A 22,366-nucleotide genomic window follows, 5' to 3' on the forward strand; every position below is an offset into this window, starting at 1 on the left:
CAGCTTCACGGGTCTGCGGATGCGGCAGTTCGAGCGGCTGCTGAAGGCCGTGCGTGAGCGGGGCGGGGACGGTCCCGGTGGTGGGCGTCCGTGGTGTCTACCACTGGCGAACCGGGTGCTGCTGGTGGCTGTCCACTACCGGACGAACCTCACGATGCGGCAGCTCGCCCCGCTCTTCGGCTGCTCGCGCACGCGGCTTAGGCCAGGGCCCGTCGTCGAGCACGCCTTCGCCGGCAGGGGACTACTTGCGGCTGAGAAAAGCAGCCGCAGGGTGTGCTTCTGCGTAATACTCCAGCCGTAGATCGTGATCTTCAGGTCTGATTCGCGGCTTGTCGGCGGTAATGGCCGGCCTGGGCTCGGGCCTGATGGCGGCGTCGCCAGTCGGACCAGCCGAGCCCGTGGGCTGCACCGTGCACGGGCCGAACGACGAGCGTGGTGAATAGTCGCTGGATCTCGTTGCAGGTGAGCGGGATCAGCCCGTCCGGGGCGGAATGGCGGGCGTGTTCGTCAGCGCGGACGACGGCGAGAAAGGCGTGGGCGAGCATGACCAGGGTGACCCAGCGAGACCACGAGGTGAGACGGCGGACCTGGTGCTCGTCCAGTCCGGCCAGGCCCTTGCCGGACTGGAAGGTCTCCTCCACGCGCCATCTCGACGCGGCGACCCGGCGACCCGGCGACCCGGCGACCCGGCGACCCGGCGACCCGGCGACCCGCACCAGCGTGGCCAAAGGCACCGCAGCCGGCGACCAGCAACGGCAGTAAGCCAGTTCACCGGTGGTGCGGTTGCGGCGGATCAGCAGTTGGTGGCTGCCGAGGCGGGGTTCGGCCAGGTCGATGACGACCCAGTCGTAGAAGCGGTGCCCCTTGCCGCCGGCTCCTGCCGACAGCTTCAGCCAGGCCCACTTCGGCACCTTCACGGCCAGGGCATCCGCGCGGAACTTCCCCGCGCCCGTGGTGACTTCGGCCGAGCGAGCAACGGCGAGCACGTAGCCGACCTGGCGCTCTTCCAGCGCTGAACTGGCGCTGGACACCCACGGTGTGCGTGCCCCTGCAAATGTTCCAGTACGTACTCGCGCACGTCATCGCGCACGGGGTCGGCATCCCACTTGGCCCGGCCGAGCAGGTGCTGCATTCCATGCGGACCGGCCTGCCCGGCCCACTCGGCGATGCTCCAGCAGTTCTTGCGCGGCAGGTCCGACAGCAGCCCCAGCACCAAGTCCCGCACCCGACGCCGGGGTTCAACCCGCGCGAACCGGCCCGCTATCCGGGACATCAGGACCTCGAACGCCTCCTGCCGGCGGCAGGGTCTACGCTGTGACTCGCGGCCACCGCATGATCTTCAGTCTTCACACACCGATGATCAACGGTGGCCGCGCCCGTCTTCACCGCCCCTCGGTCACGACGTGCGAAGACGGGGCCGCATCCCTTCCGTGTCCCGCACGCATGACCGCCAGGGCACGCAGCGTTCGCCCGCCGTCTCGTGCCAGGAGGACACATGCAACGCGGTGAAGTCTGGTGGGTCGACTTCGATGAGCGACGCCCGGTCGTGCTGCTCTCGGACGAGGAGTCATCCGGGTTTCAGGCGATGCAGGTCGTTGCGCCAGCGGGCGTCGACATCAGCGGCCTGGGCGTTGAAGTGGCCGTAGGAGCCCCGGAAGGACTGCCCTTCGAAGGCGTGCTGCGGTTCGCGTTCCCGCGTCCAGGATTTACTCCGTGCACATGGCTGACCACCGTGGCCCGGGACGACCTGATCGAGCGGGCGGGCGTGTTGTCCTCCGTGAAGCTCAGCGAGGTTGGAGAAGCCCTCCGCGCCGCTGGAGAGAGGAGGGAGTGGACCCCGATGACGGCTGCCAGGATCAGCGAGATCAAAGATGCCCGCCGTCTCGAAGGACTCGAGTAGCGGACGCCTGTGCTGCCCAGCTCGATCTCGTCGACGACTGACCGCTGCCCCCTCTCCACCGCATTCCAGCAACAAGATCACGATCTACGGCTGGAGTACTGACCCGCCGGCGTCCCTATCCACGGTTACGGCTGCTGGGCGCTCTGCGCATCGGCGGCCGCGCGCTGGGTGCGGAAGTTCTCCCGGTAGGCCTCGAACACCGTGGGGGTGTGGGGAGTGGTGCCGACGGTGGAGTCGTCCCACTTCAGCAGGGCCTCGTCGTTTCCGATGAGGGCGGACTTCGTGTAGGTGTGGCTGCCGGTGAAGACGATCTTCTGGTCGGGGATGCCCTTGTAGGCACCCTCGATGATCATGTACTTGGTGTGGGTGGTCGTCCCGACGCCCTCCGTCGAGTGCAGCTTGTGCAGGGTGACGCCGTAGTAAGGGGGTTCGGCCTTCTGGAGCGAGGACAGGGACTCGCTGTCGGCGTAGCCGTAGACGAGGTCGACGTAGCACCCGGCCTTGTCGAGCTCGTACAGCTTCTTGGCGACCTCGGGCCGGGTGATGCCGCCCTGGGCGATGCGGATGACGGTGCGCCCGTTGAGGCCGGTGCCGGGGCTGTTGCCGTGGCAGATGGGGTGCCCCGGGACGGGGTTGTCCACGGTGTTGAGGATGTTGAGGATGACGTCGTCGGGCTCCCCGCCGGGGCCGGAGGTCTGACGCGGGAAGAAGTAGGCCTTGGCGCGGCCCGCCTGCTTGTCCATGAGGACGTCCGTGAGGCGCTTGGTCGGATCGGCCTCAGCTTCGACCTGCTTCGTGAAGTACGCGTCGTAGCCCTTGTAGAGTTCGGCGTTCCCGGCCACCGTCAGAGCGTCGTTCCAGAAGGACTTGCGGTCGTCCGTGCTCAGGTTGCCGGAGGACTGCACGACCACGTTGTCCACCGGCACGGTGCCGCGGCCCGTGGTTCTGGAGAACAAGAAGAACTTGTTGTGGTTGACCCCGTGGTAGCTCAGGTACGGTTCGACGTTCCACGCGGCCGGCCGGGCCGCCAGACACGCCTGGTCCTTGCGGCAGACGCGGACCCACGAATTGCCGTTGGTCCCGTCAGGCCGCTTGTCAGCGAGCTTCAGCAGCTCGACGTAGGACGTGTTCCACTTACCGGCGGATTCGGCGTCGAGGCGTACCTGTGCGTTGTCGAGGAGTACCTGGACGTTCACGCCACGCTGGTGCGCCGCTACGAGGCGCTGGGCCAGAGGCACCGAGGAGTACTGCTGCTCGGTGGTCGCGACGGCCATGAAGATGTACAGGGAGATCTTGATGTCGGAGCCGGGTACGGCGCCGTCGATGAGTGCGGCGAGGTGGTCGAAGATGGCGTTTCGCTGCGCCGGGTCGGTGCTCGTGGGGTCGTTGAACACCGCACCAGTCGTCACGGCCGGCGCCGGAACGGTCTCGGCGGAGGCCAGCGGAGCGGGAATCCCGGCGGCCAGTGCGGCGGTCGCGATGGCCACAGGCATGAATGTACGTATACGCATCTCAGTAGTTCACCTTCTGGCTTTCTGTCCACGCCACAGCGCGGGCAGGGACAGGAACAAGGAAAGAGCACCGGGCGTGCCTGCTCCGAAGTGTGAGGAAGAATCAGCCGCGCACGCCCGCCGGGCATCCTAAGCCGGAAAGTAGCGCCGTCTGCCTGGAGGGCAGGGCCCGCGGCGTCCGGTGCGTGCGATCGCAAGGCGGAGGGGCGCCCTCGTACTGGGCGTACTTGGGTGGTCCGACAACGCAGCGAGCGTGCGTGCCAAGCGTCGCGAGCCAGGAGACTTTACGGACACGGCCTGGGGGCCTGTCCTGTGGATCTCGACCTCATGCGCCGATAAAGCTCACTGTCTCCGTCATGTCCGCGCGCCCGGTACGCAGCCGTGGCACGCCTTCCTTCTCAAATCCGATCGAGACGCCACAGAACAGTGCGAACTTGTCATCGGCTCCGACTGTCTGGCTGACAGTCTTGCGGTACATGGTCCACATCACCTGGGGGCAGCTGTGCAACCCTTCCGCCCTCAGCAACAGCATGACCGTCTGCAAGTACATCCCCGCGTCCCCCCACTGTCCGGGCCCCATCGTCCGGTCGAGGTAGCAGAACAGTACGACGGGCGCGCCGAAAGCCTCCGAGTTCAAGGCGGCGATCTTCATGGGTCTGTCGGGGTCGTCGCGCTCGATTCCCAGCGCCTTGTACCGCTGGGCGGCCGCTGCGGAGAAGCGGTCCAGATACGGCGAGGCCAGTTCGGTCGGGTACATCGGATACTCCCGGTCATCACCTGGGTCTCCCGCCAGTGCCCTGGCCGTCGCACGCCTCTTCAGTTCGGCCAGGGGTTCACCGGTCACGACATACACATGCCACGGCTGGAGGTTGCCGCTCGACGGAGCACGCGTCGCCGCAGTCAGCACTCGTTCGAGTACTTCTTTGGGTACCGGCTCATCGCTGAACGCCCGCACGGCCCGGCGACTGTCCACGGCCTCATACACATCCACGTCTTCGCGTCCTCTCCCTACAACCGGCCCCACTACCGTATTCAGCGGTCAGCGCCGGGCATCAACGGGCACTGAACAGCGCCCTGACGAGCAGTCCAGTCGTTGATGGACTGTGGGATACAGAGGTGATGCAGGAGGCGAGGCGCTCGGCCGCTCGCTGGGCGGCTTCACCACCCAGCTGCCCCTGAGCGCGGAGGACCGCTGCCGGCCGCTCTCGACGCTGCTCACGCCCGGACAGCGGGCGGACCGTACCCGGTGAGGAACCGGATCCATTCCCGAGAAGGCCGACCAAGTGGTTCTGTCCACGAGATTGGGGTCTGGCTCAACTTCTGTGACGCGGCCACTCTGAGTAATCGGTTGGGGATGACATTCCCAGCTGGTTAGGCTCCGGGCCATGAGCGGACCGGTGTTGGTGATCGAGTTGGCGGAGGCCGTACCTCGCGTGGCGATCCAGCGGCTCCGCGAGTTCCTGCTTGGCGCCTCGGCACGGTTTGAGGAGAGGCGGGTCGGCGAGTATGACCTGAACATTCACGCGGAGAGCCTCGGGATTGCGGATGCCGGGGACGTAGACGGACGTCGGCCCGTCCTGGTCTCACTCATGGGGCCTGGGATCGGTGACGAGACCATATTCGATGCCGAGCACGCTGACGAAGTCGACCAGGAACCTCTCATCGGCTTCACCCCCACCCACGCGGTCGACATCATCGCGTTCTGCAACCGTCATGTCGACCACCTCGTCACGGCCTTGCTGACCGCCGCCATCATGGATGTGATCGGTGGTGTCGCCAACGCCGAGCTGCGAGAGGATCAGGTTTCAATCGTGGCCGGTCTTTCCGGCATCGTCGCAACGATGACCGATCCGTGGCCCGCCGCGTACGGCTCAGCGGAATTCCTCCGAGCGTGGGCCCAGCAGCCCGATTTCCGGCTCCTGAACTAGCCGGAACTCAGCCAGCTGGCTTACGCGAGTAGTACCCGCTTGCGGAGCAACTTGAAGCCAGCTCGGCCGAACATCTGGCGCTTGAGCATTTTGATCCGGTTGACATGGCCTTCGACTGCGCCGGAGCTCCAGGGCAGGGTCAATCCGGCGGTGACGGCGTCGATGTCGCGGTCGATGCCAGCGGCGAGGGTGCGGAGGCTGGGCAGGTCGTCCTGCCGGACGGCGTCGAGCCAGGCCGGGAGTCGCTCGCCCTGGCGGTTGGTGAGCATGGTCGCGAAGGACCGGACGTGTCGGGTGAGGGCGTCAAGTTCGGGACATTGGGTGCGGACGGTCTTGAGCTGGAGTCTGTTCGGGCTCGGAGGGTTTCCGGGCGGGTCAGGATCCATCCGGAGACCGTTCGGGGCGAGGGCGGCCGGGCGGTCACCGGTCGGGGTGAGGTGCGCTTCTTGTGCAGGTAGGCGCGAACGCGCTGGTAGCTGCCGCCCTTGTAGCCGAGCGGCACGATCTCCTCCCACAGCTTCCACGCGTTGGTGAGGCCCTCGTTCCAGCGGTCGTCCAGGTAGGACATGTAGTCGTCGAGCACCGAGGGCCGGTTCTGCCACTGGCCCTTGAACAGGTCCTCGGGCCTCTCGGCGTCGGCGAACCGTTTGACGGTGTGCCAGGCCATGCCGAGCTGCCGCTGGACCGAACGCAGGCTGTGTCCTGCCTCCAGGAGTGCGTGGACGGAAGCGTGCCGGGACCTGGTGCGGTCGGCGAACCGGTGTCCGGTCGGCCATGGTGAACCGGACGGTTCTTCTTCCGGGGCGGGCCCAGGCTCGGGGTCGCGGGTGGCGGGGACAAGGGCTCGCAGGCAGCGGCGGTGCTGGGCAACTGCTCGTTCGGCGGCCTCGCTCAGGTTGTGCCAGAGGTGCCACCGGTCTGCGACCTGGATGGCCTGCGGGGCGCCGGCGGTGGCGCCTTCGGCGAAGAACGGTGCCCGGTCGCGGCAGACGACCTCGATGCCAGGCCGTTCGGCGAGCCAGGCCGCCAGGCTGGACGCCTCCCGGTCCGGCAGCAGGTCGACGGGGCGGCGGGTCTCGATGTCGACGAGGACGGTGCCGTAGTGGCGGCCCTTGCGGGTGGCGTACTCGTCGACGCCGACCACCCGCGGCGCGGGGATCTCGGGTTCAGGAAGATCGTCCACTAGCCGGAGCACCGTGCTGCGGCTGACGGACACCCCGAGAACGCGGGCAAGGCGGGCCCCGGCCAGGCCGACTGCTGCCAGGGTGGAGCGCAACCGCTCGGTCCGCTGACCGTGCCGACGTGTCAGGCCGGGTATCTGCTCGACGAAGGTACGGCGTGCACATTCCGAGTTCTCGCAGGTGAACCGACGAACTCGCAGCTGGAGAACGACGCTTCGGCCACCGCTCGGCACATCTGCGGGAAACCGCAGGTAGGAACCATGCACTCGGGCCGACCAGGCTCCGCAGACCGGGCACACAGCACCGTCCGCGATGCACTGCGCGTCAATACGCACTATCTCGAAGTTGACGTCCACCGACAGCACTGCGACGTCCGCGATCGACGGGAACAACAACTCCTTGAGCCGGAGCACGACCTCTTCCACGGCCCCGAACTGTCAGCCCAAGCGCCGGGCCGACGGGCCATTTTCGGGCGACTTCGTGTACGGCTCATAGAGGTCCAGCTGTCACTCAGAGTGGCCACGTCACAGAAGTTGAGCCAGAGCCCCATCTCGTGGACAAAGCCGACCAAGCGGCCAACCGCCGCAGACGCTGCAGCAGGGGCGGCCGGCCGCCTGGTTTCGACAAGGAGCGGTACAGGAAGCGCAACACCGGCGAGCGGGCGATCAACCGGCTGAAGAGCTTCCGCGCGGTTGCCGCCAGGTACGACGAGCGTGCCCATGTTTTCCTTGGCACCGTCACCGCGGCGGCCCTCGTGATCTGGCTTCGCTCGTGATCGCCAGGACACTGCCTAGTACGGGGTCCCGAACCGGCCGGGGCTCCAGCGGATGGCGTCGCGCACCCGCCGAGGGGCGGTGGGGATCTGGTAGCCCTCGGGTGCCACACGCTTCATGCGTGAGCGATGAGTTCGGACGGAACGGCGGGTCTGCCCTGGCATGACTCGGATCATCGCCGACATCTCGATCTCTCTCGACGGCTACGTCACCGGGCCCGACCCCAGCCCGGACAACGGTCTGGGCACCGGCGGCGAGGCCCTGCACACGTGGGCGTTCTCCGACGACCCCGACGACCGGCGGGTCCTGCGCGAGGGGACCGCCCGCTCGGGCGCCGTCGTCCTCGGCCGCCACCTGTTCGACGTGGTCGACGGGCCGAAAGGCTGGGACGACACCTGCGGCTACGGCGCCGGCGAAGTCGGCAGGCCCGCGTTCGTCGTCGTGACGAGCTCGCCGCCGGAGTCGGTGCGGCTCACCGACCTCGACTGGACGTTCGTCACCACCGGTCTGCCCGACGCCATCGCCACCGCACGCGAGCGAGCCGAGGCGGCGTCGTCGGACAGCGGCAAGGACCTCGACGTCATCCTCATGGGCGGCGGTGCCACGATCGGCTCGGCGCTGGAGGCCGGACTGGTCGACGCTCTGACGCTGCACCTCGCACCCGTCGTGCTGGGCGCCGGGACACCACTGTTCACCGGCGAAGCCCCGCGCACGCTGGTGCAGCGGAGCGTGATCCCGACATCGACCGCGACCCACCTGACCTACGACGTCTCCCGGTGATCCGATGACCACTGTCAACGCCAAGAAGATCGCCTTGGGCATCGAGTCGATCGGTGACGACGACGCGCCGCTCGTCCTGCTCGCGGGCGGGACCACGATGCTCTCCTGGCCCGACGCCCTGGGCGCGCGCCTCGCCGACGACGCGGCGGCCCTTGCAGACGCGCTCGGCGGGGGGCATGCGCACCTGGCGGGGATCGGCGTCGGCGGGATGGTCGCCCAGGTGGCCGTACTCGACCATCCGGGCGCGTTCTCGGCGCTCACCCTGGTCAACACCCGCGCGGTTGCCCCCGGCCCGCCCGACGATGACCTTCCCGACCATGACCGGGCGACGATGAGCCAGCTGTTCGCGCGTCCGATGCCCGATTGGACCGACCGCGAGGCGGTCGCGCAGTTCGCCGCCGCCGGCGCGGAAATCCTCGGCGACGACCCCGTCGCCGCGCGCGCAACCGCCGCGCGCATCTGGGACCGCACGCCCGGCACCACACCCACCATCCAGATGGCCAACCAGATGGGCTTGGTCTTCTCCCGACTCGACTGCACACCCCGCTGGCGGGAGCGCCTGCCCGAGATCGAGGTCCCCACGCTCGTCATCCACGGCCGCCGCAACCGGTTCTTCCCCGTCGGCAACGGCGAGGCGATCGCGCGCGAGATCTTCGGGGCACGGCTGCTCGTCCTCGAGGAGGCCGCCACCGCGATCCCCGATGCAGCGGTCGGCGAGATCACCGAAGCCATGCTCACGCTCGGATAGAGGACGGCGGGTGCCGCCCGTGTCCGGCCTGCACATAGCAGTGGAGGTCGGAGGTTCGATCCCGCCCGTGCACCCGCGATCGGCACGATTCCAACCCGAGGTCGTCCAGGATGCTTCTCTCGATCCACGCAGTGACGGGGCAAGGTGAGCCGGATGCGGCCTGCCCTGTGCTCGTGCGTGGTCCTGCGCCGATGGCCCTCGACGCCGCGACACTGACTACGGAGCACGCACACCAGAAGCAGGCCGCCCGCGTGCTCGGCCCCATTCTCCGGGCATGTGTTCGACCCTGGCGGCGTGCCGGCGGCGGAGACGGTGTCGCCGTCTCCGCCGACGGTGATGGCGCCGGCGATGCCGCTGTTGCTCTCAGCTCCCCCGCTCAGGAGGCTCTGAGCTTTGCGACGGCCCGTTGTCTTCGCCAGCCCTCTCGTTCCAGTCAGGGGGCTGCGCCAGCGGTGTCAGGCCGCCCTGCGGCGCCTGAGGGCGGAGAAGGTGACGCCACCGATGACGAGGACCGCAGCCCCGATGCCGGCCGGTACGGCGAACTTGGCGACGAGCGAGTCGTCGTCCTCGGGGGCCGCCGCCGAGCCGGTCGCACCCTGGCCGCCGGTGGCGTTCGCGCCGGAGGACGAGGGGATCTGGGCGGCGTCGTCACCGAAGTAGAACATTGGGCTGTTTCCGGCGCGCGGTGTGCCGGAGATGTCCACAGTCAGCGAGATCGGTACGACGATGCCCTTCGCCTCATCCTTCGGCTCGGCGACCTGCGCCTGAATGTAGTACGTGCCGGGCACGTCGTAGCCCTTGGAGTCGGAGCTCCCCGCGGCCTGGTCGGTGATCTCCCAGGGCCCGCAGACCCGCTCGATGTGCCCGGTCCTGCCCGCCAAGAGCTCCGTCACGTCGTTGTCCTCATTGCACTGCGTCTCCTCGCGCTGGGCGTTGTAGACGGTAACGCCCCACCCGGTGGTGACGGAGGTGGGGAAGTCGTCCGGGATGTCCACGCCTGCCTTCACGGTCAGCTTCTGGCCCGCCTTCAGCTCGACCCGCCAGAAGGGGGCCTCTCCGACGGCTATGGACTGGCGGTGGGTGCCCGGTCCGATCGGGGTGGCGCTGTTGCAACTGCTCTGCCCATCACAGGATTTGAGGGCAGTTGGGAACTCGGTTCATGGGACGATGAGCATATGCGAATGGTTCCAATGTTCACTGAATGGCACTTCACTTGTCCCTCTGGCTCGACTTGACAAGAGAGTCATTTCGATCGCAACCATTGGTTGTCGCCTCCCAGTTGGTTCGATGCACGTGACCGCCCACACCGATGGCCCGTCTCCGGCGACCGCGGACCGGCGGCTGGTGCGGTGAAGCGTTCGGTACCGGTGCCGGTGCGGGTGCTCGCGGCGCCGGAGCCGCATGCCGTCACGCCTGGACTCCCCCGCTGAGCTACGGACCGCGGATCGCTGCCGGCCGGTTGCTCCAAGTCGGCGTTGCGCGGGGCGATGGCGCGTGTGTGCCGTCGTAAGGGGTCGTGGGGATCCGCAGCATCGCGACGCCAGTGTCCCTCCGCAGCACTCGGTGCCGTGTCTGCGCGATAGCGCAGCCTCGACAACATCGACGCCAGGGCGGTGAAGCTGAGGATGGCGGTCGGTCTCCACAAACGCGCGGGAGCCGTCGGTCAGGAGCACCACACCGTCAGGGACGAGGGAGCCGGCCGGGGTGGAGTGGGCGACTTCCACTGCCAGTCAGCCTGGGCGGCCGCCCATGGCGTGGTGGAAGGCGATGACAGTGTCAACCACAGCGCGGACGTGCTCACTCAGGCGTCCAACGGGTACGCCGCAACAGGCGCTCCGGCCGTCGGTGTCCTCGGCCTGCCGTTTGAGGAACCCCCCGCGTGGTCTCCGGCTTGGGGGCGAGGGCGGTGCGATGGTGTCCCACGAGGTGCGCGGGACCGTGCCGGCAGGACCGGCCAAGGTGGATCAGCGGACGCTGGCGCGGCCCAACCCTCCAGCCCAGTCCAGTAGTTCCGGTTCCGCCAGAGTGGCGCCCAGCCAGTCATGGTCCAGGTCGGGTCCGGGGAGGGACGGCACGACGGCCACGTAGAGCCCCGCGGCACGCGCGGAGGCGATGCCCGTGGCTGAGTCCTCGAAGGCGACGGAGCGTTCCGGAGCCACGCCCAGTGCAGCGCACGCCGTCAGGTAGAGGTCCGGAGCGGGCTTGGGAAAGGGCACCTCGTCGGCTGCGAACGAGCAGGTGAAGTAGTCGAGAAGGCCGGCCGAGCCCAATGCCGTGTCCAACAGTTCGCGCGGGCTGTTGCTGGCGACGGCCACAGGAACCCTCGCCCGGCAGGCGCGCACCAGCTCCACCGCACCCTCAAGCGCCGTGGCGCCCCGGGCCAACTCCCCGCGGACGCGCTCGAGGAGTTCGGCGGCGAGTTCCGCACCTGCGGTGGGACGTTCGAAGTACTGGGCCATGGCCTCCCCCGCAGCTTCCAGCGACCGACCGATGACCAGGGCCTTCTGTGCGGGGCCGAAGGGCCGGCCGTGTGCCGCGAAGATCGCTGTTTCGGCCACCGTCCAGCAGTCTTCGGCATTGACCAGAAGGCCGTCGCAGTCGAAGACCACGGCCTCCGTGCCGGGGGTAGCGAGCGCACGGGTGTCCCCTTCCGCCTCGGGATGGCGCACAAGTGGCCCGCTCGGCGATCGCCGGAGCAGGCTGATGATCACGAACGGCCACTCTAGGAGTGGAAGTACGGAACTTCCAGTTTTCTGCCCGACATCGGGCAGAAAACTGCGCGTTGAGGCTGGCCAGCGAGTCGCGAAGCGAGCCGGGGGCTGGACGTGGCGACGGGCCGGCTGCCGTGGCAGACGTATGAGGGCTGGTCGAAGCGGTTGAGTCGATGCGACGCGAACTCCCATTGGGGCGACGGATCGTTCACTCTGCTTCGTCGCGACGCGTTTGCATCGGGGGGAAAATCGATACTGCGCGCCGACCACCCGCCGCTCAGGCAGCGACGGTTGGCTCGCGGCCTCCGCTTCCCGGAGGGGCTGTTTTCGAGCGGGCCGGGACCGGCACCGCCGCGCCTACGTGGCCCACCCGGCACGCGCGCCAGGGGCCTGGCGGCGAGGCGGTCGCACGGTGCCCCGCAGACGGCACCGTACCCGGCCCCCATGGGACCGGTCCGGCGACCGCCTGCGGGTACCCATGCTCGGGCGGCGAGTGCACCTCGTTCTCGCCGCTCAACTCACTTTCCGCCGCGCGGTGTCCGCATGCCCTTGGGTATCGCGCCCTTGGGAGCCGACATGTTGCTCATGACGTCGCCCAGCGCCTACGGACACGGGCTCAGCCGGCACCCTGGCCACCCCGACACCCGCCCGCGCACAGCAAACGCATCCGGTCGGCCAAGCCGCCAGGCCGTCGGGCCGGCCCGTGAAGGGCCCCGCTGGTTTGCGGGGCCCTTCACGCGCCGGGCGCTCAGCGCGGTTCGATGGTGATCGTGGCGAGGGCCGATGCGAAAGCGGGGGCGCCCAGCTCGATGCCGACCCGCACGGTGCCCGGCTCGGCGCCCTCGTCGACCTCCATCTCGGGGTAGACGACGGCCCACTTGCCACGGGCCAGGTCGAACCGGACGTCCTGGCAGGTCAGGGTGCGGTTGCCGTTGGACCGCTCCCCGACGCTCACGATCTCCTGCATCTCGCCCTCCCGGGACATCGCCAGCTGGTCCTGGGTGAACCGCATCCCCTCAGGGGCGGTGAGCACGAGCCGCTGGGCGCCGATGGTGCTCTGCCCGGTGTTGGTGATCGTGAACACCGCCGGGTACACCCACTGCTGGCCGGGCCGCACCCGGGCGTTCTCCGGCCGCGACTGGGTGATGCGGGCGGACAGCCCCGTCGTCGCGGCGATGACCTTGCCGACGAGCTGTACCGGCGTGCGCTTGCCGATGCTGGCGGAGCCGTCGCTCTTCAGGCCGGCCGTCGCGTCCTGCTGGGCGCGCATCGGGATGGTGTAGACGAGGCTGCCGGTGTCGCCGGCCGTGGTGTTCAGGTGCGGGTTCGCGCGGATGATCAGGGTGCGCCCGGAGTCGTACACCTCGTGGTCGAGGGGGCCGGAGACGACGCCGTCGATCGTGCCGTGGTAGGCGAAGACCGGCTGGCCGGTGAAGACGAAGCCGGTCGGGGCGGTGTAGCGCTGGATGATCACGCCGGGGTTGACCGGCTGGCCGGTGGGCGCGAGGAAGCGCAGGTTGCAGCGGCTGGTCTGGCCGGGGGCGCTCTCGGGCACGACCTCCTGGAAGACCGTCAGCGCGGTCTCGTCGGCGACCGGTGCGGGCACGGTGATCGTGACCGGCAGGGTGAAGGTGTTGTCCTTGAGGTTGAGATCGCCGCCGTACTGGATCTCCAGGGTGGCCTCGTAGGTGCCCGGCTTGGTGGACTCGGGCGCCTTGACCCGGAAGACGCCGTCCAGGGAGGCGCTGAAGGGGACGAGCTGGGAGCCGGCGAAGGTGCGGGAGAGCCGGCGGTCGGTGCCGCCCGAGGCGTCGACCAGACCGTAGGGCAGGTTCAGCACCACGGTGATCAGCATGCCGTCGACCGTGGCCGGGCCGCGGCTCCTGATCCGCGCGCCGAGGTCGAACTCCTGGCCGCGCGGCACGGACGCCGGCGCGACGATCTCGCCGTACAGGTCGGCCATGGGGGGCGTCGGGGGGACGACGGCGGTGACGCCGTAGACCCGGCGGACGCGGTGGTTGTAGCCGTCGCCGATGTACAGGCTCCCGCTGCCGTCGACGGCCACCCCGTGGGGGTAGTAGACGCGGGTGCCGGCCGCCGGCCCGCCGTCCGCGACATAGCCGGCCGTGCCGGTGCCCGCCACGGTGGTGATGATCCCACCGGCCGAGACCTTGCGGACCCGGTGGTTGTTGGTGTCCGCGATGTAGAGGTTGCCCTCCTTGTCCACGGCCACACCGGCCGGGTAGTGGAGGTGGGTGGCGACGGCGGGGCCGCCGTCGGCGACATAGCCGGCCGTGCCGGTGCCGGCGACGGTGGTGATGATGCCGTTCGTGCTGACCTTGCGGACCCGGTGGTTGTAGCGGTCGGCGATGTAGAGGGCGCCCGCCGCGTCCACGGTCACCTCGAAGGGGTGGTAGAGCGGGGTGGCGACGGCGGGGCCGCCGTCGGAGACGAACCCCGCGTTCCCGTTGCCCGCCACGGTGATGATGTTGCCGTTGGTCGCGACCTTGCGGACCCGGTGGTTGTTGGTGTCGCCGATGTAGAGGTTGCCCTCCTCGTCGACGGCCACCGACCAGGGGTAGTTGAGCGGGGTGGCGACGGCGGGGCCGCCGTCGGAGATGAACCCGGCGTTCCCGTTGCCGGCCACGGTGGTGATGATGCCGTTGGTGGTGACCTTGCGGATGCGGTGGTTGTGCCGGTCGGCGATGTAGAGGTTGCCCGCGGCGTCCACGGCCACACCGGTCGGGTAGTGGAGTCGGGTGGCGACGGCGGGGCCGCCGTCGGAGACGAACCCGGCGGTGCCGGTGCCCGCCACGGTGGTGATGTTCCCGTCAGGCGTGATCTTCCGGACCCGGTGGTTGTGGGAGTCGGCGATGTAGATGTTCCCGGCGCGGTCGATCGCCGTGCCGTAGGGGTAGTGCAGCTTGGTGCCGATCGCGGGGCCGCCATCGGCGACGAAGCCCGCCTGGCCGTTGCCCGCCGTCGTGATGATCGTGCCGGCGGGGAAGGACGCCGCCTGCGCGGAAGCAGTCGTGGTCATCGCTGGTTCTCCTGTCCGAACATGGCGTGCCGCCGCACACGGGCGGCACACCGCCTCAGCCGGAAGTCATGGAACACTTGCGCGAAATTCATGGCCCTTCGACCGGACCCATGCACCATGCATGTCTCGTTCTGGAGAGAACCAAGGGGTGATCCGGCGGGATGGTCGAGATTACCGTTCTTCCACGGCGAGATTTACCGCGCCCTTCGGACAAAGGCCCGGGCTCGGCGGGCGGCCGAAAATCATCTCGCTCGCCACCCCGGAAAGCCGGTCCCCCGCGGGTTTCCGTCCGCCGACACCGCACCGTCGCACTGCGGAAAATCGCCGATTGCACGTTTCTGCGAACGGCCCGATCGACGCTCTTGCCCCAGATCGATGCGCGGTGCAGTCGACCCGAGCGGGGTCGGCACGGTAATACGATGCCGATCCAGCGCAGCGAAATACGGGCGGGGAAGCAGTTTGACGCGGCAACAGACGTTCGATTTCGCCAGCTCTCGCAGCCGAGCATCACTGATTCGGGAATCAATCATTCCGGTGAATGGGGTCGATCATGAATCTCGTCAGGAACGGCGGCTTCTCCGAGTACACGTTCAAGCAACGGGCCCAGTGGGGAACCGGTAACCGCGGCGTGATGGCCGCCGGCCGCCACAACGGTGATCAGTTCCTCAGCCTGGCCGGCTGGACGTGGGGGAAGTACACCGGGCACGGCAAGACCGAGTATCCGGCGGAGGCGCAGGACGCCGTCGACCTCATCAACGGCGCCGCGGACGGCCACTTCCCCGAGGACGGCGACCACCCGTTCGCCAGCACCGAGAACTTCCTCGACATGAACGGCAGCAGCACGCTCGGCTTCATCGAGCAGACCGTCCCGGTCACCGGCGGCCAGGCCTACGAGCTGTCCTTCTACCACGGCTACAACGTCTGGCCCGGCCACGACACCGGCCGCCCCACGTACCTGCGGGTCGAGGTCGAGTCCGACGGCCGGCAGCTGCTGTGCGAGGACTACGTCCAGTACTACTCCGGCAAGGGCGGCAAGGCGTCCCACAGCGACGACCGGATCAACGCCCCCGCCTGGCGCAAGCGCCGGCTGTCCTTCCGGGTACCGGAGGGCCGGCAGCAGGTGACGGTACGGTTCGCCAACCCCGGCCGGGCCGGGCTCCACCCCGAACTGGGCGCCGACCCCGACGGCCACAGCGGCATGCAGCTCGCGCATGTCCGGCTGGAGGGCTCCGGCGGCGGCAGCACCCTGCTCACCGTCGCGCAGCGCAAGCCGGAGCAGACGAAGGTCAGGCAGGGGCAGATCTGGCAGTTCCCGGTCGTGCTCACCCTGACCAATGCCGGCAACCGCCGGATCGGGACGCACCGGGTGGTCTTCACGGCTCCCGAGGGCCTCTACTTCATGGAGGACCGGCTCGTGATGACCCGTCAGGAGGACGATCCGACGGAGACCCCGGTCGCGGCCGAGCGCTCGAACGGCAACCGCACCCTGACCTGCCCGGCCTTCCCGCTGGAGCTGGCGCCCGAGAAGTGGGCGTCCGTGTACCCGGCGATGGGCGTGGACCACGACGCCACCCCGGGGACCGCGACGGTCGCCTTCGAGGTGGGCAGCCCCGTCTTCGCCACCGGGCACGCCACGGTCACCATCCTGCCGCTCACCGGCGCGTGACCGGCCGGCCCGTGCGACGCATCAGGCACGTGGCCCGTATCGCCCTGGCCATCGCCCGTATGGCCCTCGCCCGCCCGGGCCCGAGCCGCATCGGCCCGCGCCGCCGCGGCCTTCGGCCGACCGTGCACGGTCCCGGGACCGGGGCGGCTCCCGGGTCCGGAACCGGCGGGCGGGCGCCTGGGGCGGCGCCCGGGCCAGGGACCGGCGGGCGGGGGCCCGGGGCGGCGCCCGCGTCCGGGACCGGCGGGCAGGGGCCCGGAAAGGCGCCCGGCGCCGGGACCGGCGGGCGGCCGTCGCGGATCGTGGCGCTGATACCCGCGCACAACGAGGCCGAGCGCATCGCCGCGTCCATCGCGGCGCTGCGCCGGCAGCACCGGCCTCCCGACCGCGTCGTGGTGGTCGCCGACAACTGCACCGACGCGACCGCCGACATCGCCCTCCGCGCCGGCGCGGAGGTCATCGTCTCCGAGGACAACCGGCACAAGAAGGCCGGTGCGCTGAACCAGGCCTTGGATCGGGCCCTGCCCGGACTGTCCGACGAGGACCTGGTGCTCGTCCAGGACGCCGACACCACCCTGTGGCCGACGTTCCTCTCCAGCGCCACGGAGGCGATGGAAGGGAACGCCGCCGCGGTGGGCGGGGTCGGCGCCGTCGGCGGGATCTTCTACGGCGAGCCCGGCGGCGGCCTGCTCGGGGCGCTCCAGCGCATCGAATTCCACCGCTACGCCCGGGAGATCGCCCGCCGGGACTTTCGCGCCGATGTGCTCACCGGCACCGCCACGCTCTTCCGGGTGACCACGCTGCGCGAGGTCAAGGAGGCCCGGCTCGCCGGCCGTATCGGCGGCGGGGCGTCCTACTACTCCCTCGCCTCGCTCACCGAGGACGACGAGATGACCAAGGCCGTCCGCACCCTCGGCTATCGCACGGTCTCGCCGCCGGGGTGCGGTGTGGTCACCGAAGTCATGACGTCCATTCCCAAACTCTGGCACCAGCGGCTCCGATGGCAGCGCGGGGCGCTGGAGAATTTGCGTGATTACGGCTGGACGCGGGTCACCGCACCGTATATCGTCCGCCAGTCGTTCATGGGCCTCTCGGTGGTTTTCCTCAGCCTCTATCTGGTGTTCACCGCCTGGATGCTCGCCAGGGGACGGCCGCAATTCTCCCGTTTCTGGATGGCCATCGGGATGGTATTCGTCGCCGAGAAAGTGGTGACGGCGCGCGGCGCCGGCCGGCGGGCCCAGATACTCGCCGGCAGCCTCGTCGTAGAACTCGCGTACGACATGTTCCAGCACGCCGTTTACGTACGTTCCCTGTGGGACATGGCCCGGCGCCGGGAAGAGCGCTGGTGCGCCACGTGAACGCACGGCCGGGAAAGGAGATCCGTGTACGGAGGAATTCCGGTGGCCGGTGTACTGGGGATCGGGGGATCGTCCGCGCTCGCAGCGCGGCGGGACGGATTCCAGGCACTCGCCACCGTGGTGGCCGCGACCACCCTGCTCATGGCCGGGGTGTCGCTGAGCAAACTCGTGCCCCGCCGCCGGCCCGCGCCGTACTGTCCGCCCGGCGCCAGGTCGGCCGTGCCGACCGGGCCGTCGTCGCCGGACCACCCGGGGCAGGCCCGTCAGGGCTTGCCGACGCCGACCCGGTCGAGCTCGTCCGTGCCGCCCCCGACCATCACCTCGCGGATGAAGCCGACGCCCTCGGCGTAGTACTTGTTGGCGGACGGCGCCGAGCCGGGCATCGTCGCCGAGGACCACGGACGGCACGAACACGGCGTCCTCGGCGTCGGGATGCGCGCCGACACCGTGCTCACCACACCCATCGATCGTGCACACCAGGCAGAAGCACCAGCCCCAGGCCCGCCCCGGGAACTCGGCACCCGGCACCCGGCTCGGCCGCGGACGGCTCCGGTGGGCCGGTCCCGCTGCGCCGTCCGGGTGAAGGGCCGTGCGGCCGTGCCGCTGACACGGAATCAGTCACAGGGTGAACATCGGAAGGGGACCATCGCGCCGGCTGATGCAACAAGGGCACCGGCACGCCCGCCCGTGGCGGGCCGGCAAGGGCGGGGGGTACGTCCTCCTGCTCATCGCCGCGTTCCTGGGCACCCTGGTCCTGCTGTTCCTGGCCGTCATGGCTCTGGTCACCCTCGTCCAGGGACAGGACGGCCGGACCCTCCTCACCGAGGCCGACGAGCACTGCGACAAGAACGGGCTGGCCTGCGGCATCCTCCAGACGGTCCTCTTTCCGTTCCTCACCCTCGCCCTCGCGACCGTCGCCTACCTCTCCTTGCGGTTCACCCGGGTGCGCAGGGCCTACCTCAAGAAGGCCCGGGAGGAGCCGCACGAGCTCGTGGAGACGGCCGGCGGCATCTTCGGCAAGGTCGTGGGCCGCGACCAGTTGTGCGAGGTCCTCATGGAGGACCAGCGCGACCGCCGGTTCCGCCGTACGCACGTGGTGGTCGGTGGCGTCGGTACGGGGAAGACGGCGCTGCTCGTCCTGCTCACGGAGCAGCTCGCCCGGCGCAACGCCCTCCCTGTGCCGCTGCGGCTCCGCGGTGCCGAGAAGGACCTGGATTTCCGGAGGATGGCGTTCGAACGCTTCGCCCGGGAGGTGCAGGGGCACATCCGCTCCGACGCCGAGGCGGAAAAGGCGTGGCGGAGGCTCTGCCAGCAGGGTCGGATCGTCGTCCTCGCCGACGGTCTGGAGGAGGCGCTGACCGGTGAGGAGCTGGCCGAGGAGCGCGACACCATCATCCGGCTGGCCATCCGCCGGGCCAACGACGAACGGCTGCCGCTGATCATCACCTCACGGCCCCACGACTCGCTCAGGGGCATGGAGGCGTCCCTGACCGATCTGGAACCGCTGAGCGAGGAGGCCGCGCTCGAGTACATCTCCTCCGGCAGTGTCTGGGAGGACCGGCAGCGCCTGGACTGGATCGTCGAGAAGGCCGGCATCGCCGAGGCGCCCACGTACCTGCAGATCGCGAGCGAACTCCACGACGAGGGCCTGCTGGAACGCGCCCTCAGCGCCCACTCGGAGGAGGAGGCCGTCGAGACGCGCGGCGGAGACCGGGCGGCGCTGCGGTACCACCTGCTGGACACCTGGATCGCCGCTCTGATCAGCGGGCGCTTCCGGCCGGAGCTCCCGCTCGGCCAGGACGAGCGGAGGGCCACCGTCCACTACCTGTCGGCGCTCGCGTGCGTCGGACTCGCAATCGACTCCTGTGAGGTGCGCTTCACCGACGTGGTCGACGAGCAGAACCCGACACACCCCCGCTACCCCGAGATCCTCCGCGAGCTGGTACGCAGGGTCGAGGGCAGCCGGCTGGACATCCGTCTGGCCGCCCACTGGGGTGCCCGGATGGGGCTGGTGGAGCTCGGCGGCGACCGGGTCCGGTTCCAGCACACCGTGATCCAGGCGCACCTCGGCGCCCGGTTCATGAACGCCGTCATCCATCCGGACATCCCCCCGGAACCGAGGGCCGGCTCCTACTTCCCCGCGGCGCTGGAGAAGCCGGGGCGGGAACTGCTGATCGCCATGGTGCTCCACTCCCGTACGCCCGAGGGGTCCTGCGTCCACGAGGAGGCACACGGCGACGGGGAGGCGTGGTGCCCCGTGGCCGCTGCACGCGATCTCCTGGTCCAAGCCGCCCGCCAGGCGCAGATGGTCCGGCACGCCGACAGCCACTCCGCCGAGAGGCGGACCCCCGACGCTCAGCGGCTCTTCGGGCGCACGCTGCACGCCAAGGCACTGGAGCTGTACGCGGCGGCTCTGGAGATCGACAGCGTCGACGCCGAACCGCAACAGCACCTGATCGCCATGCGGCTGGCCACGGCCTGGCCCGACCTGCGCGCCCGGGACCCGCACACCCTGCGTGTGGCCAAGGCGCTGCTTGTGTCCCGTTTCGGCGAGGCCATGCGCGGCGTCGCCCGCAGGCGCACCCTCCAGCCCGCCTACCTGGAACTCTTCGAGATCGCGCGCCTGGAGCCCTCGTATCCCATCCGCGTCGCCGTGGCGCAGGAGATCGGGGCGGGCGGCGACAACGCCTTCACGGCCCTCCAGGCCCGGCTGCGCGGGCCGCAGTACGCCCAGGACCAGCGGCTGGAGCGCGACCCGGACTGGATGGAGCAGCTGTGGGAGGGCCAGCAGCCGGAGACCGTCGCGGAGGAGGAGCACCGCAGACGCCTCCTGGCGGAAGGCGGTGGTGCCGTCGGCAGATGGGAGCTGAGGGAACGTGAGCGGCAGCGCCGCGAGGAGCGCGGCCGCGAGGAGCGGGAGCGGGAGGGCGCGGAGCAGCAGTGGCGCGACAACACCATGTGTGCGTGGCTCGTCCCGCTGCTGGTGGGCTCCGTGTCGACGCACCGCCACCAGAACACGCCGTACGAGTACCTGGAGGGCTGGGTGCGCCGGGTCGGCTCGTCCGACGGGTCGTCCGGCGGCTCGTCCGGCGCCCCGGCCCTCGACCTCACCGTGGAGGTCGCCCTCGCGCAGGGCTTCAAGTACGCGGCGAACCGCCGCCACCGCCATCCGCACGCCCGCCCGGAGGCCCGCGCGTACCTCAGCGGGCAGGCGTGGGACATGCTCAAGCGCACCCGGTTCTGGTTCACCCGGCTGACGCTGCTCCACGCGCTCACCCTCTGGGACCTGCCCGACGGGGGAACGGCGACGCGCCCGGCGAACGGACAGGGCACCGACCCGGTGGAGCAGGTCCGCCAGTGGCTCGCCCTCCCCGACGGCGAGGAGCAGCACCCGTTCGTGGAGGCGGCGGCCGAACTCTGCGTGTGGGCCCTGCAGACCCGGCAGCCCGAGCGGTTCCTGTGGATCGACGAGTCCGGCGTCGCCGCCCAGGTCGGCTCGCAGACGGCCCCTCGGGGCGAGGCGCGCAAGCACCACCTCTGGATCCCGCCCTCCACCGGCTGGAGTTCCCTGCACCCGCGCGCCCAGCAGCTCCTCGCGGACGTCCTCCTGCTGCTCAACCTCGCCGAGCGGGGCGACTGGCCCAAGGACCGGCTCCGGCGCCTCCAGCACACCGCACGGCCGGATCTGCCGCCCTGCCTGACCAGGGACCGCGACCCGCTCGACCCGAGCCGTACCGTGGTCCGTAGCGCTGCCTCGCAAGCCGGTTCGAACTGCCGCGACGACTGCGGCTTCGAGCTGTGCCCGTACCCGCCCAAGGGGCTCGACGGCCACCGCGTCGAGCTGAGCGAGGCCTTCTGCCGGACGCAGTCCACCCTGCTGTCGCGTTCCCCCTTCCGTCCCCAGGCGCCGTGGCAGCGACGCACCGACGTCGCCGAACTGCGGCGCTTCTGGGAGGGGATGGGCCAACGGGCCCAGAACAACAGCCGTCCCCGCTGACGCGCCGGTGACCTCGTCGGCGCGTGCGCGCGGCGTGCCCCCGCCGCTTGACCTTGACACAGTGACAAGGTCTTCACTGCAGCCAAGGAGGTGGTTCCGATGACCATGCCGACACAGGACACGGATACGACACGAGCGCTCCAGGGGCTGGAGGACGGCCGCTCGTCAGTGCGGCTGCGGGCGGCGATGGCGGTCGGCACGACGCCCGACCCCGGGTTCATCGACAAGCTCGTCGAAAGATGCGCGATCGAACCCGAATTCTATGTGCGGGAAATGCTGACGTGGGCACTCACCCGCCACTCGGCCGCCATGACGGTCCCCAAGCTTCTCGACGAAGTCCGCTCGGAGCGTGCGCAGGCACGAAGTCAGGCGTTGCACACGTTGTCCAAGATCGGGGATCGGCGGGCGTGGCCGGCGATCACGCGGTCGCTTCTGTCCGACGCCGACGACGAGGTGGCACGCAGCGCTTGGCGGGCAGCGGTCGTGCTCGTGCCCGAAGGGGAAGAGCCCGAGCTGGCGGCAGTGCTGTCGACGCAGCTCGGGCGCGGCGAACGCGAGACGCAACTGAGCCTGAGCCGGGCGCTGATCGCGCTCGGTGAGATGATCCTGCCGATTCTGCACGCTGCGATGAAGGATCTCGACCCTCGCGTGCGCACGCACGCCATCGCCACGGAACGGCTGTTGCGCGACCCGGACGCCGGATTCGAGTTCGCGATCGAGGAGGCGAAGCGTGTCGTAGCCCTCGGCAGGACCGGCCAGGAGGAGTGATGGGC

15 protein-coding genes and 4 pseudogenes are annotated in these 22,366 nt (G+C 69.7%); 11 read left to right on the forward strand and 8 right to left on the reverse strand.

Features of this window, described 5'->3' with window-relative positions; all coding sequences use genetic code 11:
- Nucleotides 1-19: 19 nt before the first annotated feature.
- A pseudogene (locus ABEB09_RS00745) lies at nt 20-193 on the forward strand (transposase family protein); the annotation flags it as partial.
- Between the two features lie 118 nt (nt 194-311).
- Here ABEB09_RS00745 and ABEB09_RS00750 read toward each other — a convergent pair.
- Nucleotides 312-1,273: pseudogene (locus ABEB09_RS00750) on the reverse strand (transposase).
- Nucleotides 1,274-1,495: 222 nt separating this feature from the next.
- On the opposite strand from ABEB09_RS00750, the gene ABEB09_RS00755 reads away from it, so the two are divergent.
- Entirely contained in the window at nt 1,496-1,900 is a 405-nt protein-coding gene (locus ABEB09_RS00755; protein WP_063731101.1) for a type II toxin-antitoxin system PemK/MazF family toxin, read from the forward strand.
- Between the two features lie 125 nt (nt 1,901-2,025).
- On the opposite strand, the gene ABEB09_RS00760 is transcribed toward ABEB09_RS00755, so the two are convergent.
- Together ABEB09_RS00760 and ABEB09_RS00765 are read right to left on the reverse strand one after the other, a co-directional pair.
- Nucleotides 2,026-3,393: a phospholipase D-like domain-containing protein gene (locus tag ABEB09_RS00760; RefSeq protein ID WP_345686014.1), complete on the reverse strand. Its 1,368-nt coding sequence runs from the start codon at nt 3,391-3,393 to the stop codon at nt 2,026-2,028.
- Nucleotides 3,394-3,736: 343 nt separating this feature from the next.
- On the reverse strand, nt 3,737-4,402 hold the full coding sequence (locus ABEB09_RS00765; RefSeq protein WP_345686016.1) for a nitroreductase: 666 nt from the start codon (nt 4,400-4,402) through the stop codon (nt 3,737-3,739).
- A 112-nt stretch (nt 4,403-4,514) separates the two neighbouring features.
- On the opposite strand from ABEB09_RS00765, the gene ABEB09_RS00770 reads away from it, so the two are divergent.
- Together ABEB09_RS00770 and ABEB09_RS00775 are read left to right on the forward strand one after the other, a co-directional pair.
- Nucleotides 4,515-4,661 (forward strand): hypothetical protein, encoded by a 147-nt coding sequence (locus ABEB09_RS00770; RefSeq protein WP_380841730.1) that lies wholly within the window; start codon nt 4,515-4,517, stop codon nt 4,659-4,661.
- A gap of 135 nt (nt 4,662-4,796) precedes the next feature.
- Nucleotides 4,797-5,339 (forward strand): DUF6368 family protein, encoded by a 543-nt coding sequence (locus tag ABEB09_RS00775; protein WP_345686017.1) that lies wholly within the window; start codon nt 4,797-4,799, stop codon nt 5,337-5,339.
- A 20-nt stretch (nt 5,340-5,359) separates the two neighbouring features.
- Here the strand turns inward: ABEB09_RS00775 and ABEB09_RS00785 are convergent.
- Nucleotides 5,360-6,945: pseudogene (locus ABEB09_RS00785) on the reverse strand (ISL3 family transposase).
- A 140-nt stretch (nt 6,946-7,085) separates the two neighbouring features.
- Here ABEB09_RS00785 and ABEB09_RS00790 point away from each other — a divergent pair.
- From ABEB09_RS00790 to ABEB09_RS00800, 3 genes and pseudogenes are all read left to right on the forward strand, one after another.
- Nucleotides 7,086-7,295 (forward strand): annotated as a pseudogene (locus ABEB09_RS00790) (IS5/IS1182 family transposase); the annotation flags it as partial.
- 160 nt (nt 7,296-7,455) lie between these two features.
- A complete protein-coding gene (locus tag ABEB09_RS00795) occupies nt 7,456-8,073 on the forward strand; it encodes a dihydrofolate reductase family protein (RefSeq protein ID WP_345686021.1) in 618 nt (205 codons plus the stop codon).
- A gap of 4 nt (nt 8,074-8,077) precedes the next feature.
- Nucleotides 8,078-8,821: an alpha/beta fold hydrolase gene (locus ABEB09_RS00800; protein WP_345686023.1), complete on the forward strand. Its 744-nt coding sequence runs from the start codon at nt 8,078-8,080 to the stop codon at nt 8,819-8,821.
- A gap of 455 nt (nt 8,822-9,276) precedes the next feature.
- On the opposite strand, the gene ABEB09_RS00805 is transcribed toward ABEB09_RS00800, so the two are convergent.
- The 3 genes from ABEB09_RS00805 to ABEB09_RS00815 form a co-directional block, all read right to left on the reverse strand.
- A complete protein-coding gene (locus ABEB09_RS00805) occupies nt 9,277-9,828 on the reverse strand; it encodes a hypothetical protein (protein WP_345686025.1) in 552 nt (183 codons plus the stop codon).
- 957 nt (nt 9,829-10,785) lie between these two features.
- The gene (locus tag ABEB09_RS00810) at nt 10,786-11,532 is read right to left on the reverse strand and encodes an HAD family hydrolase (RefSeq protein WP_345686027.1); all 747 of its coding nucleotides are present in this window, start codon (nt 11,530-11,532) and stop codon (nt 10,786-10,788) included.
- A 748-nt stretch (nt 11,533-12,280) separates the two neighbouring features.
- Nucleotides 12,281-14,572, reverse strand: a complete 2,292-nt coding sequence (locus tag ABEB09_RS00815) for an NHL domain-containing protein (protein ID WP_345686029.1) — start codon at nt 14,570-14,572, stop codon at nt 12,281-12,283.
- Nucleotides 14,573-15,122: 550 nt separating this feature from the next.
- On the opposite strand from ABEB09_RS00815, the gene ABEB09_RS00820 reads away from it, so the two are divergent.
- On the forward strand, nt 15,123-16,238 hold the full coding sequence (locus ABEB09_RS00820) for a hypothetical protein (RefSeq protein WP_345686031.1): 1,116 nt from the start codon (nt 15,123-15,125) through the stop codon (nt 16,236-16,238).
- A gap of 302 nt (nt 16,239-16,540) precedes the next feature.
- On the forward strand, nt 16,541-17,596 hold the full coding sequence (locus tag ABEB09_RS00825; protein ID WP_345686033.1) for a glycosyltransferase family 2 protein: 1,056 nt from the start codon (nt 16,541-16,543) through the stop codon (nt 17,594-17,596).
- Between the two features lie 263 nt (nt 17,597-17,859).
- On the opposite strand, the gene ABEB09_RS00830 is transcribed toward ABEB09_RS00825, so the two are convergent.
- Complete coding sequence (locus ABEB09_RS00830; RefSeq protein WP_345686035.1) at nt 17,860-18,054, reverse strand: hypothetical protein; 195 nt, start codon at nt 18,052-18,054, stop codon at nt 17,860-17,862.
- A gap of 200 nt (nt 18,055-18,254) precedes the next feature.
- On the opposite strand from ABEB09_RS00830, the gene ABEB09_RS00835 reads away from it, so the two are divergent.
- Both ABEB09_RS00835 and ABEB09_RS00840 read left to right on the forward strand, forming a co-directional pair.
- Nucleotides 18,255-21,593, forward strand: coding sequence for an NACHT domain-containing protein (locus ABEB09_RS00835; protein WP_345686037.1), 3,339 nt, complete (start codon nt 18,255-18,257; stop codon nt 21,591-21,593).
- A gap of 99 nt (nt 21,594-21,692) precedes the next feature.
- Nucleotides 21,693-22,361: a HEAT repeat domain-containing protein gene (locus tag ABEB09_RS00840; protein ID WP_345686039.1), complete on the forward strand. Its 669-nt coding sequence runs from the start codon at nt 21,693-21,695 to the stop codon at nt 22,359-22,361.
- The last annotated feature ends 5 nt before the right edge of the window (nt 22,362-22,366 follow it).

This window comes from Streptomyces coeruleoprunus, from assembly GCF_039542925.1.
GTDB classification, from domain to species: domain Bacteria; phylum Actinomycetota; class Actinomycetes; order Streptomycetales; family Streptomycetaceae; genus Streptomyces; species Streptomyces coeruleoprunus.